Genomic DNA, 17,085 nt, shown 5'->3' on the forward strand with positions numbered 1-17,085 from the left:
CAGAGAGGCCTATCCCGGCAGGCAACTATTTGTTAGCAAGCCTGCTACGTCCCTGGGATGTCGTTACAAAAAGGGGGAATCAGGAAATAAATGAAAATCATTTTAAACCAGCACCACCTTCCGGAGACGCTCTGATCAAAATGCTGGAGGCCCTGGCCAACCCGCACCGTCTACAGATTATTGCTTTGCTGACAGGCAGGCGCGTTCATGTCAGTCAACTCGCCCGTGAGGCCATGATAAGCCGGCCACTGCTGTATATGCATTTGAAGCGACTGGAGAATGCTGGAATGGTGACTAGTAAAATGGAATTGTCGGAGGATGGAAAAGCAATGAATTATTACGAAATAACACCGTTTGCACTCCACTTAAGTCCGGAGAGCATCGCTGAAGCGGTCAAAACGCTCACGATTAAAAAAACTGCCGGCGCCGCATCAGACGTTAACAATGAGGGGGATAACAAATGAATGAAGAAGTTATTTTCGGAATAGGCGGAATGGGATTTGTGCTTTTTATTCTATCGCTGATTACCATAGTGGCTGTAGTTGTGATATCGCAAGTACTAAAAACCTCACGGGCTAAGGCCGCGAGCATGGCTGAAATTGCCAGGGACGAGGCTTATCGCAAGCTGGCGGAAGAAGCAGTCAAAGTACAGCAGAAGATAGCTGAGGAGCAACAGAAGATAGTCAAGGATCTATCCGAGATGAAGGAGCGAATAAATGCGATGGAAAAGATGCTTCGTGAGGTCGGTTGAAGTTTACCAGGCGACAAAGCGGCTGCATAAACACCATATAGAGCAGTCCTCTATAAATCAGAGGCTGAATTAAAAAAGAAGGAGATAGAAAATGAATGCGGCAGCCATTCATCCCCTGCAGAATCCAGCTTATTTTCACAGCCTTAAGATATTGTCCATTGGAATCATAATCAGTTTGGCTATTTTTGTATTCTTAGTAGTTATCTCAATTTTAAAGCCATGGGGGAAAAGAAAGCTCGCACAGGGGAACGGTTCTCCAAGGGATCAATCGGAAGCTTTGGCGTGAAACAGGCTCAATCGGCGGGTGTTCCATATAACCACATAACCATAACCACAGCTTCGCACCCACTATATGAACACGACCTTGCCTGGTCGCATCTGCAAATTCATTCGCACAAATGTATCATTGGCTTATAGAAGCTCTGCGCCAACGCGCCGCGTTCGATTGGAATCGAACCCACATTGCTGATTCTCATCCTCTACTGGTTTTGTTTTAGCGCATGGGTGTTCAAACGGTTTTAGCGCATTCTGGATTCCCACCTGCACTTTTCAAGGTTGATTTTTGTTTTTCCAGGTTGATAGCAATTATGACTACAATGATCATCAGTCCACCCAAAAGCTGAACAGGCAGAACAGTCTCTCTCAATACCAGGTAACCGCTGACAACGCCTACAACAGGGGTGAGGTTTAAGTAAAGCGTAGTAATGGCGACATCCAACCTTTTTAAAGCAAATATATAAAGGAAATAACAGATTGCAGAGCAGCATACAGCGAGGAATAAAATATTAGAAAATGCAGTAAAAGAGAACAAATGCCATTGTCTATACTCTATAAAAGAAGCAGGTACTAAAAGTATTGTGCCAAACAAGGTCTGGCAGGTGGTTAAAAATAAACCCGAATATTTATCTTGCAAGGCTTTGTTCAGCAGAGTATATAAAGACCATGTCAACATAGCAAAAACCATAAATAAGTTCCCCTTAAAAGTAGCTGAATTGAAAGAAAGCTGCCCATTTGCCGTAACCGCCAAATAAGCTCCTGCAACAGCGCAACCCATTCCCACAAATTTCAGGACCGAGGGTTTAGTCTTAAAAATTATCATGTCCAAAGCTATCGCGATAATTGGAGTGATTGAAGTAATCAGGGAGGCATTTGACGCCGTTGTCATTTTTACACCGCTGTTTTCAAAATAAAAATATAGCGTTATACCCAGGAAACCAGCCGTCAGCATCTTTATTCTGTCTTCTTTTTTAAGTTTCGAAGCCGGTTCCAATTTCCTTATGATAACCAGAAGTATAGCGCTTGCTATAATAAATCTTATCAAGGCCATTGTAATTGGTGGAACTTCGCTTACCGCTATTTTTATACTGATAAATGAAATACCCCAAAATAAAACAGTAATGAGCATGGCGAGATTAGCCAATAATTGCTGTTTACTCTGATCCCCCATAAATATCTTGATTTTCGTTAGTAAAGCCTGCATTGGCTTACCTCCTGTGTTCAAACTAGAAGACACCCGTACCGCTGAAGCGACACCAGTCCAGATAACGATCCACGCTTTCCCCCCGGTCAAGCCGCGAAGTTACCCATGCAAAAAAAGAAGCCGCCCAGTCAGGCGCGCCTGTCGAATAGCTGCGGGCCAAAGCATATACGTCATTTGCCGCTTCCGCTCTCGGTTTCCGCCCGAGGCAGCGGTATGCCTCTGTTAACGCTGCAGTATTTAAGGATACCTTTTCGATCAGGTTGCCTTTTAAACAGGATCCCGGCGTAGTGCTCTTTTAAAGGGCTAGCCAGGACGCTGAAAAAATTTTTTCATTTTTTCAACCCCTTTTTCTTTTTAGTTAACCAGTGAATGTTTACCTTATCAGAAACACGTTCAAACTCTGCATCTCCAGTTAGAAGCGGCGCATCTTTCTCAATAGATAAAGCGGCGGCAAAACAGTCTGCATAAGAAATACCGCCTCTTGCCTTAAGTTGCCCGGCTGCTTTCGCTCGTTCCCAAGTAGCTTCAACCACGCGAATATTTTGCGCCATGCTTAATTCCGATTCAACCAGCCTCGCAACTTCCATACCCCGTTCCCTTAAAACCGTATAATAAACCTCGCCAAGATTAACGGCGCTGATAAAAAATCTATTCCCTGGAGCTTCGAGAAGGTCTTTTACTGCAACTCCACCCTCTTCAGCCTCCAGGAATGCCAATAAGGCATAGGCGTCAAATACGTACACGTCATTTTCTTTCCTTCTCGATCTCCTTGGCATGTTCTTCTTGCAGCGACCGGGTTAAGCTTTTTTTGTCCTTTAATGCGCCATAAAGCCCCACAAATGGTTTGCCCTGTGCACGGACCAGGATCAACTTGCCGTCTACTTCCTGCAACTCAAGTCTGTCACCCTGTTTGATGTTGTACTTTTTCCTAATTTCCGAAGGTATAATAATTTGTCCCCTTGTCGATACAGTAATGACCGGCACTGCCTTACACCCCCCCTTAACTTACATTATACATGTAAGTTAATTAGAAATCAATACCATATTTACCATCTCTATTATGCCACAGAACACATGTTTTGGGAATGTATGCTGAAGATTAGCCAGTCCTTTCATATATCCGCTTTTGTATAGACGAGGTATACACATAAGCAATTCCGTATCAGTCTTACTTGTCCCCTTATGATTTGTTTGGATGACGGAAGCCGGCGGGATAGGTTGCGATATCGGGCAGCAGGGCCGCGAAATAGACGCCGCTGCCGTTGTCCGTCTGAAGGACGGATACGGATGTACCGTTGTATTTCAGGCTGACATAGCGGTTCATGCCCTGATCCGTCTGATAATTGATGTTGATGATATGGTTGTCGCGGTATAAAATATCTTTGACTGCCCCGCCTTCCGCTTCGATCTGCTTTAAGATATTGTCCGCGCCGGCAAATTCGAGTAGCTGCGCCTGCGTGATTTCGATTGCACCGTACTCATGAAAAACGTTGTCATAGTAAAGCGAGTACGGTTTCAATGTACGGCCTGTGCCGTCGGACATCATGTCAAGCGTATTTTGCTGCACAGTGAAGGTGCCGTCCGGCATCTGCCTAAGGTCCTGCGCGTCGCCCGATATGATTGATTTTGGCTTTCCGTTTTCCACATCCAGCAAAAACAGGGGCCTGCCGGTTGCATACTCTTCTTCATATTTGATAAACTTCTGATCCCCTATTTGGATCATTTCCGGAAGGGAATACAAGTACATGTTATTGAGTTTGATAACCTCGTCTTCCGAGACAAACCAGAAATCGCCGCCCTCACTGAGATTTCCTTTCCCGGTCATTACAAATGCTTCCCGTTTCCCGTCGTCGTCAAAATCATCACATTGGACGCTGATGATCTTTTCATCGGTCGCAGATTCGAGCTTTTGCAGGAACTGCCCGGGCAAAGTTTGACTTGCTGCCGCAACGTCGGCCTCGATCTGAATACCTGTGATGGGCGCGGCAATGATGCCGTCGCTGTCCGCCACCAGCGCCGGGGTATTTAAAAGCGAGAATGCCAATACCGCAGCCAATATCAGGCCAAGTAGTTTTTTTGCATTTTTCATTTCCGTCGCTCCTTAGGCCGGACCACAGGTGAACATTGTTTATAAGATTAATCATTCTCCACCATCACCGTTTTTCCGGTTAAGGCGTCAATGTAACCCCTGCTTAAACCATAGTCCGGCATATAGACCAGGAGTGGCTCAGGGGCTTTCTGACCGCAATATTCAGGCCAGATGTAGACCAGGCGCAACGGGTGGCTTTTCAAGAATTCGGCCTTGGCCGCTTCAGCCGTCACAGCACCCTTGCTGTCCGGGAGAGTAACAGATGAACTGCTGTTCTCGTCGTGAAAACCTGTAACCCTGCCAGTCAACCCGTCTACAGTAACAGAGTACGAACAATCCGAAACCGGGATGCCCTGGTGCGTTTGCGTGAATGTAAAATAAAATTCCGGTTGTGGCTTACCGTCCAATTTACTTCTGTCCACCCAGTCAGGAATGCTTTCTTCATACGCAGGATAGGCGCACATTTCCAGCTCGGCAGCGCCTTGCTCCAGATACCTCTGCACATATTGAACGGCTGTTTCCAGTGCGGTTTCCCAGGCTACTATTCCCTTTTTTCCTTGCCCGCCTTCATCCTGGATATTGAAACCAACAACCTGTCCTGTATCCGCCAACGCGCTGATATAAAGATAACGCATCGCGCTGTAATCCGGCTGGCCGTCCTGCCCCGTTGGGGGGTCGGACCTCCAGATGTATTCTTTCACTTTAATCTCCGGCTCAAAGTGCTTTCCTCGCTCTTCCTCCTGGGCAATCTTCATACCGGAAATATCCACGCCGGTCTCAGCGGCAATTAGAGAGGCTGCTTCTTCGGGGGTTCTGGCGATCAATTTCTTGCCCTCTCCAGTCAGATTGATCAGGCTGGTCTGCGGCTGCCACTGAAAATCAGCCAGCGGCTTCCCCGTTACAGCGTCAATAGGCATAATGTTCAAAGGAGTATACAGCAAGACCGGCCGGGTTGCAACCTTCTGGTTGCCAAACAACGGGTACTTCAAGGGCTGACGCCCGACATAGTTCAGCTTCATTTCCAGCGAACCGGACAAAACCTTTTCCGCCGCCTCCCGCGTCATGGCCAGGGAAGGGGCTGGGAATGCAGCCGGATCCACCCTGCTCTCTTTAATGCCTTCCTGCATTGGATAATAATCCTCTGTGTAGTATTCGGTGACATGGCCCGCGGCGTCCACGCCCACCCGAATACCGCTATTCAAAAAGGGGATACCGTTAATCAGGCGCTCAAACTGTATACTGGCCGAGGCCCAGGTTATCTCATGCCCCTTATCGTCAAATGTACTTCCACCACCATAGCTTATTGCGTCACTCATCTGGTAGTCCTTGATCTTATCTCCCAGCACCCGGCCGGCAAATTGGGCAGCTTTTTCTTTCGCCAGCCCGGGAGTTGGAAGCTCTACAGAAGCCCAATCCGGATTCTGGATATCGAACCTGATCAGTTCCCCCGTGTCATAAAAAACAAGGCTGGCGTTAACATACATAATACCGGGCGCCGCGTCACCGCTACGGTTGCTTAAAAATACTCCCCAAGTAGTCTCTCCCTCGTCATGCACATTTTCTACGGATAATTCCTTTAGTTCAGGTATGATTTGATAAATCTTTTCCATAGCCTGCTGCTGTGATTCATTTAACCCCACCTTGTCAACCAGCTTTCCGGCAGCCCCCTGGACAATCTCCGTACCTCCTTTTACTTCCTGCATATTTGACGCCTCTTTTTCCGCCGCCCAAGCGGTTGTGGACATCAGCAAGCCTGCAGCCAGCACAGCGGCTACTGCTCCCTTAATCCGTCTCAAATAACTCTCCTCCTTTATGTGTTTTGTTATAAACCGATAAACGGATACCGGTATCATTAATTTGAAAATATGGGTACCTATTCTAACTTACCTCAATAAATTCCACCGCAGCCTCATTTGCCGGAATACGGATTAAAATATACGGATGTGTGAGCGCCTGCGCCGCCAACAGCCCGGGTTGCGGGCCGTCAACCTGATAATAAACCGTTATCTTGTCCGCTCTGCCGGAGATGCCGGTAATTCCCACACAGTAGCCGGCTGTTGGTTTTTCTCCCGCGGCAACAAGCAAATAACTCCATTCTCCCATAGTCTTCGAGCCGGTAAAAGGCTGCAAAACGTTGGCGTCCACCCAATCCCTTATTTCTTGCGGCAGGTTTTGGTCCTCCCGGGACATGATTTTAAAAGGCGCCGACCATCCATAGCGGCTGCCTGGCCTATAATAAGGTGACTCCATATCCTTTAGCAGATTTTTTGCTTTTTCCAATACGTCACTATCAGGGTAATCCTCAAATATTTTTTGCACATAAGCAGCGTCGCCGGTGTATGCGCCAAGCGCCAGCAGGGCGTCATCGGCCATGGAGCTTTCCGGGTATTCCCGGACAAACTGCTGGTAGGTGGAAGTGATTCTCTTTACAAGCTCCGGCAAATTAAAGGCGAATAAAGCGTCATCACCCCACTCGTCCAGGCCGATATAGCATAGACCGGTGGAATAGAGAGCCCTGGCCTTCAACTCCGGCGCAGAGGACGGCTCCCGGTAAACCTGCTGGAAATACGGCAGGCTGTGGTTGTAGTTGATCATCTCCCGGGCAAAGGCAGCCATTTCCGCGGGCGCATGCCCCTGGCCCGTAGCGTTAATGTTTCCTAACCAGTTGTAATACTGCCGGTTCCCGGCCCATAGGTGGCTATAGTAAAGCATCTCGTTATGAAAGATGGATGCCGCCAGACTGTATAAATCAGCCGGATCTTTAGATTCTTCCCACTGTGCCTGCAAACCGGCAAGCTCCTTTACCGCGGCCAGCTGCTTTTCTACTGCGCCGCGAAAATCGTATTGATGATCGACGTTCAGCCGGGAAAAAGGCAAAATATACGGGCCGCTTGCCGGATCTTCCGGCTGTTTTAATAATTCCTCCAGTATCAGGGCGGCGCTAGCATAATGATCACGCCGTATTTCCCCGACAGCCAGGGCATAGTTGACCAAAGTGTCCAGCGGCGGCGCCAGGGTTTCCGAAGATAGCGCCTTTAACTGATCATAATTCATCCTCACATCCAGAATATAAACCAACCTGCCGTCCGCCGCATAGCGCATGTCTCCATCCGGTAAAAAACGCGCCTTTTGCATCATGCTGACGGCATCGGCAAAACGGCCCCTAATCTCGTAACAACGGGCCAGCCGGTAAGCGGCATCGTCCGCGGCCGGGTGGCGGGAGTAATCGGCCAGGAATTTTTCCCAGCCCGGAATCTCCCGGTCAGGCTCGTATTCCTCATCCCCGTAAGGAGGGGTCCAGGCGGCGGTAAACTGTTCCTCCGGACGGTCAATTTCAAAATAAGGTTTTCCCCGCACTTCTTCATAGGCCTTGATTCCCCGGCCAAGATAGCTTTGCGGATATTTTTGGGAAATATCCTTCAACAGCTGCCAGTCCGAATTAATTTGAAAAACTTGACCCTCTTGATTCAGGGCAGCCAACCCGTTTTGGTCGGTATCATGGACAAACTGTTGCAAAGCTTTTTCCTGGCCCAAATCCAGGTATAAGGCGGCAAGGGCTGTCTGACGGCAATAGGGCGACACATCCGTTCCGGCTACTTTCCACAGCCAGTCAATCAATTTGTCCTGATCAAGTTCTTCTTGCCGCCAGCGCATGATGTCGGCCATGCTACGGATCAAGCCGGCTCTGTTCTGGTCGGAAGCAATGCCGGGATAGAAGCCGTCGATCGCGTCCAGCGCTCTGGTTTCCCCCAGCCGGTAAAGGGTAACAAGCTGGTTGTAACGGTAAACGTAATCCGCTTCTTTTTCCTGCGTTCGCCACAGCCAGTCTATGATTGCCGAGCGGTTCACTCCGCTGTTTTGCTTCTGGGCAACAACACCAACCGCATTAACAAAGCTCTCCCGGGCCGCCGGGTTGTTTAGTTTGACGTACGTTTCATCCAACCACCGCGCCGCATCGGCCGGATCGGTAATAATTCTCGGCCATATCTGTTCCATAAATTGCAGGTATCCTCCGGAAAAATAACCGTCTTGCAGGGAGACCAGGGCGCTGGTCAAATCAGCCGGACTGTTGATCCGGGCAAGCAGGACAGAAACCAAATACCGGCTGATATTATCCTGATCGTAAGTATTAATATCTTTCGCCAGCTGAGATACCTGCTCGTCTGTCATCAGTTTCACCAGGGCATCCACAACGTTCCAGGCGTCAATTCTATTCTCTTCTTTCAAACCGTCCAGTAAAATCTCCGCTGCGCCGGCGTCCGGTCCGGGCAGGGAGTTAAAATCGTCAACCACCTCCCTGAACTCCTGCTCGGTGGTGACCTCCTCTATCTTCACTTTTAAATCAGCCGGCGGCTCACCGGTTGCCGAAGCTCCGGCTCCAGTTGCCAAAACAAACAGCAATATAACTGTGAGCACAGCAATCGTGACCAATTTATTCATGCCAATCACCTCATGTGGTATCAATTTTTGTATCTGGTATTATGGTCTTCCATGATCCAACGGGTTTTTCACCTTCCCGATAAACAGGATCAAGCCGGTCCGGTCGTCTCTGATGACAAATATAAAAGGTTTATTCAAATAAAACTCCGGAGGGGTGTTTTCCCTGGGCATGGAAGATCCGGCTAAAACTACCGAAGTCAGAGCGGCGGCTTCAGTGCCCTCCTCATCCACACTGATAGTACATTTCTGGGATATATCGCTGATGTACAGGTTAAAGCCTGCCGACCTGTCCGCAATCCCGGTAAAATCCGCGCTCCCGCTGTCAAAGGCGGAATCCAGCCCCATGCTTTTCAAATGACTAACCAGATCGTTTTTTTGCGCGAAGTTAAATTTGGGGAATTTTATTTTTACTTTCATATTCTCTAAGTTGCTGAGCGCTTTGTTAACTTCCGCATAGCCCACGCCGGGGAGATATGCGCCGGTACTGCTCTTGGGAAGAATGACCAGCATACTGCAGCCGTAATAATTGAAACTGCCTGCTTGAATTTGATCATCTTCATAATAACCGATCCGTCTTTCAGCGTTCATCATATCCACCTTGACCGTACTGCCGTCGCTTAGCTGAAAATCTTCCTTTTGTGTTTTGGATTTATCAAATGGGCTCTGCCACTTTCCATTGAAGTAAAGGGAACTAAACGCCACCATGGCTGTCTGGGGACTCACTTCAGATAAATAATTTTGGATCTTGTTGTGGGTTTTATCTTCAATCCACCGGTTCATGGCGGATACAGCGCTGTCATCAGCGAAGTTTACATTGTACGCATCAGCCTCGTAATAGGTTTTGGCGTCTTTTAAAAAACCGTCTTTTACTCGAAGGTTTTCCTGTATCCATAAAGAATTGGCAAGCTCCACAAGGGTGGTTTTCTTTCCGTTTTCCTCGTAGCCCGAACGTATGAGGTTGTTTATGGTGTCGCGGTATTTTTCATTCATTTCCTTCGCGGGAAGCTGTTCCGGATTGATTATTGCGCTGATTTCCGCACGGGTCTTGCCGGCCGCTCCATTTGCCAGGACTGCCAGCATGGTAGAGACACTGACGGGGGATAAGATGGTATTTTGCCCCTCTTCCTCCACGGATATCTTTTGCAGGAGCTGAATACCCGCCTTATTTATTGCCATAAACAGCTTGCCTTCACCGGACATACCGTTTTCAATATCTTCAGGCCTAGTTTGCTCTTTTACATTGTCGTTCAAGAAGCCGAAATCGTGTTTCAGCATCTCTTTCAACGCTGAAAACTCAACCGGGAATTCCTGTATGCCGGCGGCATAGGGCCAATATTCGTACTGCTGGAAGTAAACCACAACCGCGTTATTGGAAAGGTAAAAATCCTGTTCGTCCTTGATGGTCTTGAAGGGTGCATTTTCAGACAGCATTCCTTCCTTAACCCTATTATTTATCTCATTCCTGACGGTATTGTTAATAAGAGAAACATAGTCCGCGTCACTCTTTACCAGATCCTTAAGCCTGTATTCTTCCCCTGTTTTCAGATCAAAAGTATGGGAGCTTTGCACCATCAGTCCATGCGCCCCCCCTGCGTATTGGTAATCCATAAATACAACGCTCAACAGTCCGTTTTGATTGTATTTCAACCGGTAGTCAAAATAGGTTTCACACTTGTTTAGAGTGCCTGTATAACCCGACGCCACGACCTTTTCCATTTCTTCAGCATTTTTCAGGCCTTCATTCCTGGCATCCGTTGCTGATTTCTCGAAAATGGAGTTGATACTGTCCTGCACGGTTTTGTCAGCCAAACCGTCAACCTGCGGATACTGTAAAGTTACTTTGATTTTATCGGTTTCAGAAGCTTCTTTCACTGTTTTAATGGAAATTGCGTTCTCTATTACGCTTTCAAGTTGAATTATCCCATTTAGCCCGTCCCATTGAACTTTAAGCCCAAAGTTGTCGGAGAAAAAGTCCGTCCTCATGTACACTCTGTCCCCTATTGTGGTACCGCCGTTGAACCCCTTGCCTGAATAATCTCCACTCATATAACAAACATGATCATCTACGGTTATTTTATCGTTGTTCATATCAATCATTATGTTTTTTCCGGTCTTGGAGACGGAAACCGTCTTATCCTTCTCCGACCACTGTATTTCATAGCCGAGCGCTTCACCAACCGCCCGCAACGGCAGGTAAATGTCTCCTCCAAAAATATAGGCGCAAGCCTCAATTTTCGCATTATCCAGCACTATTGCGGCTTGCATTTTTTTTGCCGTAAAACCATACGCAGGCATAGCCAGAATCAAAGAAATAATGACTCCCATCATAATAGCCTTTTTGGTCATAAATCGACACCCCTTCGCCAGCACAGCCGGAAACAACCGGTTTAAAATGTGAACTCAATTTATATGACGGCGAATATAAAGAGCAGGTTCACTATATAGTCCATTTTTTGTTAACTTGCCATATATTTAAGAAAACCTAAGATTTTCATGAAGCGGTTTGCAATATTTGCCTGCCGGAGCTGAAAGTGAGAAAGGCGGTTGACTATTTTCAAGCGGCGAATGACCGGGGAAATTCCAGCCGGAAAATTGACGGCGATTTATTCAGCTGCCCCAAAACTACACCATTTTGGAGCAGCTGATCTCATCCCCAATCTATTTTACTTCAAAATCCGCCCGAATCTTTCGGCCTTCCTGTGATATAAGTTCAAAAGCCATATTCCCGGCAGGTTCTTTCATAGATGGAAAGTCGACCCGGCAGTTATCCACCCACTTTTCTCCCTCAGGCCTGCCTTGCCGCAGGGAGGAACCCGGCTCCAGTGCAACACCGCTGCTGTCAATCAGCTTGAAGGTGCAGTTTCCAACGGAATATCCACGGTATCTTTTTCTATCGCTGCCGGGTTGGATGAATTCATACTCCACCTCAGTTGCAGCAGGGGTAAAAAGCACCTTTTTCACCAGCAGAGTCCCCTCGCCGGTATCGATAGCTTTCATCACCAGCGCTTCTTTTGTTTTTTCATCAACACCGGTGCGAGATACCGGTATTTTGAAACGGTAAGGGCTTCTTTTCAATTCCTCCAGGTCATCGGTTATGACCACTTCCAGATCAAAACTATCGGGGAGGGTGAGTCCGGCGCCAGGCTGGAATTGCTCCAAACCAATATACATATTATCGATCTTGTCATGCCAGCCACCGCCCCCGCCGGAGATGGCACGCCCATTATAGTAAAAATACGCATGGAAGTTCCTTTCGTCCGACAACTCTGCGCCGCTTACCACATAACCGACAGCAAAGCCGGTCTGGTCGTAATAGGCTTCCCTGATCGCCACAGTTATGCCTTGATCGGTGATCTGCAGATCATCAAATTTAGCTACATCCTCATCAGCTAAATTTCCCAGGCCGCTCGTGGCGAATTTTTCCCTTTCAAATACCGATCCGACAAACGGTATGTTTACCAGAACTTTGGCCATTGAAGGAGCCACAAAGCCGCTGCCAAAAATACAGGCGCAGAGCAAGAGCACCGAGGCGCCCATGATCATCCGTCTTTTCGCTTTAAGGTGCTTTTGGCCTTTGCTGACAGCCTTTTGTATGACCAGATCCACCTGTTCAACTGGAACCACTATATTGTTGAAATCATCTTGATAAGTTTTACTCATTAATATCCCTCCTTCAGTTCTTGCCTTAAATCATGCAGTGCTTTATGAAGACGGGTTTTAACCGTACCAAGCGGACATGCCAGCACCTCCGCCACCTGGGACAGGGTCAGGTCCTGAAAGTATTTTAAGACGACAACAGTTCGCTGTTCCAGGCTGAGTTTGTCAATGGCATTGAATAAGTCAATGTTTGAGATTAAATCCCCATAATCTTGACTATTGTCAGCAATTTGTTCCAGCATTTCCGGATTGTCATATTTTATTTCAAAGCCGGCAATTCTCTTGCTCTTGTTTAGATGATCGATACAACAGTTTACCGTGATTCTAATCAGCCAGGTATTAAACAACTCCGGGTTTTTAAGCTTCTTTAAGGATATACACACCTTATATACAACATCATGAAGAACAGCCAGGGCTTCCTCTCTATTCTTCACATAGGTGAATGCCAGTCTGTATATATCGTCCTTTCTCTCTTGAATAAGTTCCAGAAAAGCGCTGGAGTCACCCCGGCGCGCCTTTCCAACCTTATCCGGATCCGCAAAAATCATAAAAAACCTCCCGTCTTGCCGCATTTAAAGCTTTAACCGGTTAAAAGCCTACACTCTATATAGACTTGACAACACGGCAAACGGTTTTTTATTTTTACATAAGTTAAGGGAACGGCTTTCGGCAGGATTTAATGCGGGGAAGAAAAACTGAATCTGATATGGACAAGGCTAATTTTATTGTTCTGGCCAAAAAGTTTGTCTATATACCACCTGAACACAGATAAACAGAGGTGACTTTCTCTCCCTCTGTGCAAGAAAAATTAAAATATCCCTTTCTATTTCATCTCCAAAGTCACAGTTTTTCCGGTTAGGGCGTCGATATATTGCCCGCCACCATAACTGTGGTCCTGCATGTACACCAGGAGGGGCTTGGGTGCTTTCTGGCCGAAATACTCAGGCCGGAGGTAAACCAGACGCAACGGTTGGCTTTTTAAAAATTCGGCCTTTGCCGCTTCAGGTGTCACAACATTCCTGCTGTCCGGCAGGGTGACGGGTGGACTGCTGTTCCCGCCGGAATAAGCAGTAATACCGCCTGTAAGCCCGTCTACGGTAACGAAGCTAAAACGGTCCAAAACCGGTATGCCCTGGTGTGTATATGTGAAGGTAAATTTAAATGCCGGCCGCTGCCCGTAGTATTCCAACTTGCTTCTGTCCACCCAGTCGGGAATGCTGTCATCCTGCGTTGAATAAACACACATTTCCAGTTCAGCCGTGCCCTGCTCCAGATGCTTCTGCATGAATTGAATCGCTGTTTCCTGGGCGGTTTCTCTGGATATTGTCGCTTTTTTGCCGCGCTCGGACTCATCGTAAAGACTAAAGTCGGTAACCTGGCCTGTATCTGCCAGCATGATGATAGTTAACAAACGAATGCTGTAATCCGGCATGTCTTCATTCCCCGCCCGGGATCCGGAACCCCAGTTGTACTCTATCATCTTAATCCCTGGCTTAAGGTTATCTCCACGCTCATCTTCCCTCATAAATTTCATGCCGGAAATATCTATGCCGGTTTCAGCAGCAATTAGAGCGATCGCTTCTTCAGGCGTTCCGGCAACAAGTTTTTTGCCCTCTCCTGCCAGTCTGATCAGACTGGTCGGCAGCCGCTCCTGAGATTCAGCCAGCGACTTCCCTGTTACAGCGTCTATTAACGCATATGTAGTAGGAGTATACTGCAAAACCGGCCGGGTTTCGACCTCTTCTTTGCCTGGCTCAGGATACTGCAGGAGCTTCCGCTCAACGTAGTTCAGCTTCATTTCCACCAGATTGGCATAAATCCCTTCCGCCGCCTGCTTTGTCATTGCCAACGCAGGATCAGGGAATACTGCCGGATCCTGCCCACTGTCTTTTACACTGTCGTTTCTTTTGTAATATCCTTCCGTATAATAGTCGACAACATGCCCCGCCGCATCGACGCTTACCCGAATGCAGCTGTCCAGAAAGGGGATACCGTTGATCAGGCGTTCAAACTGCACATCCGCCGTGGCCCACGCTATCTCGTTCCCCTGTTCGTCCCGTGCGCATCCACCGCCATAGCTTATCTGATTCCTCATTTGATAGTCCTTCATTTTATCTCCCAGAACCCGCCGGGCGAATTCAGCCGCCTTTTCTTTGGCCGGCCCAGCTGCCGGAAGCTCGTCTGAAGCCCAATCCGGGTTCAGGACATGAAACCCGATCAGTTCTCCTGAATTCGTTTCAAAAACGAGTTCCGCGCGAGTATGCATAATGCCGGACGGCGCAGCTCCGTCGCTGTCGTCCAGGGTTACCGTCCAAATGGCATCCCCCTCGTCACTAAGGTTTACCACGGAGAGCCCCTCTAGCTCGGGCACGATTTGTAAGATCCTTTCCAGCGCCTGCCGCTGCGACTCATTCAACGCTTTCTTTACAACCGGCTGCCCGACAAGCCCGTCTTTCAACTCTACAGTTTCCAGACCGTCCTGTACTGCCTGCATACTCGACGCCTCTTTTCCCGCCGCCCAGGCAGTTGTGAACAACAACATGCCCACAGCCAGCGCCACGGCGGCTGCCCCTCTAATCTTTTTCAACAAACTGCTCCTTTCCATTACGGGAATTCTTCCCCAAATTCCCCCCGCAACGGCCGCCGGGATGCGGACCAAGACCGGCGAACAGGTTATGGCCTGCGCCGTCATCTCCCCTTTTTTTATTTCATCTCCCCAAGTCACCGCTTTCCCGTCTTAGGCTTGTCCGGGACCTGTTAGTTCCTTTCCAGCACCACCGTTTTTCCGGTAAGCGCATCGATATAACCCCTTTCCCCGGAAACCGGGAGATAGACCAACTGGGGAGACGGCGCTTTTTGTTGATAATACTCCGGCCAGATGTACACCAGGCGCAGGGGATGGCGATTTAAATACTCTGCCTTCGCCACATCGGCTGTCACCGCGTCATTGCTGTCCGGGAGGGTAACGGATGCATTGCGGGACCCGATACCAAATTCTGTTACCTTACCGGTAAGGGCATCAACCCGAACTATATGAGAACTGTCCGCAACCGGTATGCCCTGGTAAGTCTCGCTAAATTGAATAAAGAACTGCGGCCGCTGCTGCATTTGGTCTGTCAGCTTGCTCTTATCCACCCAAGCCGGAATGTTCTCCTCACTGGGGAAAACCGTCAACTCCAGCTCGGCCGCACCCGGTTCCAGATATCTTTGAAGAAATTGAACCGCTGTTTTCTGAGCGTCTTCCTTGGATACCGTCCCCTGTTTGCCGCGTCCGGAATCATCCTGAATGCCGAAGCCTACAATTTCTCCCGTATCCGCTATAGTCTTAAGGTTTACAAAACGCACTCCGTTCCAATCCGGCTCGCTGTCCGTCTCCTGCTGCGTTTCAGAGCCCCAGGAGTATTCTTTAAACTGGTATCCCGAGGTAACAGGCAAATCATGAACCCTGACACTGCCAAACTCCATGCCGGCCATATCCACGCCGAACTCCTCCGCCAGCAGCCTGGCCCCTTCCTCGGGCGTCGCGGCGTAAAACTTCTTACCCTCCCCGTTTAGGATAACACGTTGAGATTGCTGCAGGGTCCCCCCGGAATCTTCCAACGGCTCCCCTGTTTCTGCGTCTATGAAACCTGAAAAAGACGGATAATACATCAATACCGGTATGGTTTCCTCACCGCCTTTGCAAAGCCATGAATGACTGATGTTGTAGCTCAGCTTCATTTCCACCAGCCCGGCGAAAGCCTTTTCCGCAGCATCCTTAGTCATTGCCCGGGACGGATCGGGAAACTTGGCCGGATCCGGATTGTCATCCTTCTCTTTACGGAATTCGGTAATATGGCCGGCAGAGTCAACACTTACCTGAAAGCCGCTATTTAAAAGGGGGACGCCGTTTATCAGCCGATTAAAATATACATGAGCCGAGGTCATCGTTATTATTTTGTTCCCTTTATCGTCCAGGCTACTTCCGCTGCTGTAGCTTATTGTTTCCCCCATCTCATACTCTTTCAGCCTGTCCCCGAGGAGTTTACGGGTAAATTCCGCTGCTTTCTCTTCCACCAAAGTGGCAGACGGCATCTTTTCCGCAGCCCACTCCGGGTTATAAATATCAAAATTGACCAGATCCCCCGTCTTCGCATCAAAAGCGATGCTGGCCCGAATACGCCGGTTGTCCGGGGTAACGTCCGGGGAGCCGTCGGTTAAGTATCCCCCCCAGGCTGTCTTGTCCTCATTGTATTCCACATTCTGCAAGGACAACTCCTTGAGTTCAGGTATAATTTGATACATTTTTTCCAGGGCTTGCCGCTGTGCTTCCGTTAACTCCGCTTTTGAAAACAGTTCAACGGCGTCCCCGCCTCTTTCCTGCACAACTGAGAGATCTTGTTCCGCCGCCCACGCAGGCGTTGTCAGCAGCATACTTGCCGCCAACACGGCGACTGCTGTTCTTTTAACCTTTTTCAATCATTTCTCCCCCCTGTTTGATTCGAGTCGCTACCTTTAACTATTCTTTAATTTATAACCAAACATAATGCCTATCGGAGCTGATATCAATGCAAGAATCAAAAGATAACTCTTAGCGTATTCCAGGTCGACAAGTTGAATTATAATTATCACGATAATGAATGCTATTATTTGACAAAGGCTGAATTGTGTATATGTTTTTATGAAGTT

At 48.3% G+C, this 17,085-nt stretch carries 14 protein-coding genes; 3 read left to right on the forward strand and 11 right to left on the reverse strand.

Annotated elements, in window-relative coordinates; genetic code table 11:
• Positions 1-29: 29 nt before the first annotated feature.
• The 3 genes from Psch_RS06110 (at position 30) to Psch_RS06120 (ending at position 1,037) form a co-directional block, all read left to right on the forward strand.
• Positions 30-464: an ArsR/SmtB family transcription factor gene (locus tag Psch_RS06110; RefSeq protein ID WP_243123960.1), complete on the forward strand. Its 435-nt coding sequence runs from the start codon at positions 30-32 to the stop codon at positions 462-464.
• Positions 461-751, forward strand: coding sequence for a hypothetical protein (locus tag Psch_RS06115; protein WP_190239518.1), 291 nt, complete (start codon positions 461-463; stop codon positions 749-751). The genes Psch_RS06110 and Psch_RS06115 overlap by 4 nt, the downstream gene beginning before the upstream one ends.
• 91 nt (positions 752-842) lie before the next feature.
• Positions 843-1,037 carry a hypothetical protein gene (locus tag Psch_RS06120; protein WP_190239519.1) on the forward strand — a complete coding sequence of 65 codons (195 nt, stop codon included), beginning with the start codon at positions 843-845 and terminating at the stop codon, positions 1,035-1,037.
• A gap of 222 nt (positions 1,038-1,259) precedes the next feature.
• Here Psch_RS06120 and Psch_RS06125 read toward each other — a convergent pair whose 3' ends face one another.
• From Psch_RS06125 to Psch_RS06175, 11 genes are all read right to left on the reverse strand, one after another.
• Positions 1,260-2,231, reverse strand: a complete 972-nt coding sequence (locus tag Psch_RS06125; RefSeq protein WP_190239520.1) for a DMT family transporter — start codon at positions 2,229-2,231, stop codon at positions 1,260-1,262.
• A gap of 329 nt (positions 2,232-2,560) precedes the next feature.
• Positions 2,561-2,974 carry a type II toxin-antitoxin system VapC family toxin gene (locus Psch_RS06130; protein ID WP_190239521.1) on the reverse strand — a complete coding sequence of 138 codons (414 nt, stop codon included), beginning with the start codon at positions 2,972-2,974 and terminating at the stop codon, positions 2,561-2,563.
• A 1-nt stretch (position 2,975) separates the two neighbouring features.
• On the reverse strand, positions 2,976-3,215 hold the full coding sequence (locus tag Psch_RS06135) for an AbrB/MazE/SpoVT family DNA-binding domain-containing protein (RefSeq protein WP_190239522.1): 240 nt from the start codon (positions 3,213-3,215) through the stop codon (positions 2,976-2,978).
• Between the two features lie 196 nt (positions 3,216-3,411).
• The gene (locus Psch_RS06140; RefSeq protein WP_190239523.1) at positions 3,412-4,320 is read right to left on the reverse strand and encodes a hypothetical protein; all 909 of its coding nucleotides are present in this window, start codon (positions 4,318-4,320) and stop codon (positions 3,412-3,414) included.
• A gap of 47 nt (positions 4,321-4,367) precedes the next feature.
• The gene (locus tag Psch_RS06145) at positions 4,368-6,116 is read right to left on the reverse strand and encodes a YcdB/YcdC domain-containing protein (RefSeq protein WP_190239524.1); all 1,749 of its coding nucleotides are present in this window, start codon (positions 6,114-6,116) and stop codon (positions 4,368-4,370) included.
• Between the two features lie 82 nt (positions 6,117-6,198).
• The gene (locus tag Psch_RS06150) at positions 6,199-8,760 is read right to left on the reverse strand and encodes a protease complex subunit PrcB family protein (protein ID WP_190239525.1); all 2,562 of its coding nucleotides are present in this window, start codon (positions 8,758-8,760) and stop codon (positions 6,199-6,201) included.
• A 39-nt stretch (positions 8,761-8,799) separates the two neighbouring features.
• A complete protein-coding gene (locus Psch_RS06155; RefSeq protein WP_190239526.1) occupies positions 8,800-11,106 on the reverse strand; it encodes a serpin family protein in 2,307 nt (768 codons plus the stop codon).
• Positions 11,107-11,418: 312 nt separating this feature from the next.
• The gene (locus tag Psch_RS06160; protein WP_134220193.1) at positions 11,419-12,420 is read right to left on the reverse strand and encodes a DUF4179 domain-containing protein; all 1,002 of its coding nucleotides are present in this window, start codon (positions 12,418-12,420) and stop codon (positions 11,419-11,421) included.
• On the reverse strand, positions 12,420-12,965 hold the full coding sequence (locus Psch_RS06165) for a sigma-70 family RNA polymerase sigma factor (RefSeq protein ID WP_134220192.1): 546 nt from the start codon (positions 12,963-12,965) through the stop codon (positions 12,420-12,422). Before Psch_RS06165 ends, Psch_RS06160 begins: the two co-directional genes overlap by 1 nt.
• 275 nt (positions 12,966-13,240) lie before the next feature.
• The gene (locus Psch_RS06170) at positions 13,241-15,142 is read right to left on the reverse strand and encodes a YcdB/YcdC domain-containing protein (protein WP_190239527.1); all 1,902 of its coding nucleotides are present in this window, start codon (positions 15,140-15,142) and stop codon (positions 13,241-13,243) included.
• A gap of 32 nt (positions 15,143-15,174) precedes the next feature.
• Positions 15,175-16,875 (reverse strand): YcdB/YcdC domain-containing protein, encoded by a 1,701-nt coding sequence (locus Psch_RS06175; protein WP_190239528.1) that lies wholly within the window; start codon positions 16,873-16,875, stop codon positions 15,175-15,177.
• Positions 16,876-17,085: the final 210 nt, after the last annotated feature.

Origin of the sequence: Pelotomaculum schinkii (assembly GCF_004369205.1) — a bacterium.
GTDB classification, from domain to species: Bacteria; Bacillota; Desulfotomaculia; order Desulfotomaculales; family Pelotomaculaceae; genus Pelotomaculum_C; species Pelotomaculum_C schinkii.

Coding starts and splice junctions, on each gene's coding strand:
- Psch_RS06150 (WP_190239525.1), bottom strand. CDS start 8,760: ATGAATAAATTGGTCACGATTGCTGTGCTCACAGTTATATTGCTGTTT.
- Psch_RS06165 (WP_134220192.1), bottom strand. CDS start 12,965: ATGATTTTTGCGGATCCGGATAAGGTTGGAAAGGCGCGCCGGGGTGAC.
- Psch_RS06125 (WP_190239520.1), bottom strand. CDS start 2,231: ATGCAGGCTTTACTAACGAAAATCAAGATATTTATGGGGGATCAGAGT.
- Psch_RS06120 (WP_190239519.1), top strand. CDS start 843: ATGAATGCGGCAGCCATTCATCCCCTGCAGAATCCAGCTTATTTTCAC.
- Psch_RS06140 (WP_190239523.1), bottom strand. CDS start 4,320: ATGAAAAATGCAAAAAAACTACTTGGCCTGATATTGGCTGCGGTATTG.
- Psch_RS06155 (WP_190239526.1), bottom strand. CDS start 11,106: ATGACCAAAAAGGCTATTATGATGGGAGTCATTATTTCTTTGATTCTG.
- Psch_RS06115 (WP_190239518.1), top strand. CDS start 461: ATGAATGAAGAAGTTATTTTCGGAATAGGCGGAATGGGATTTGTGCTT.
- Psch_RS06160 (WP_134220193.1), bottom strand. CDS start 12,420: ATGAGTAAAACTTATCAAGATGATTTCAACAATATAGTGGTTCCAGTT.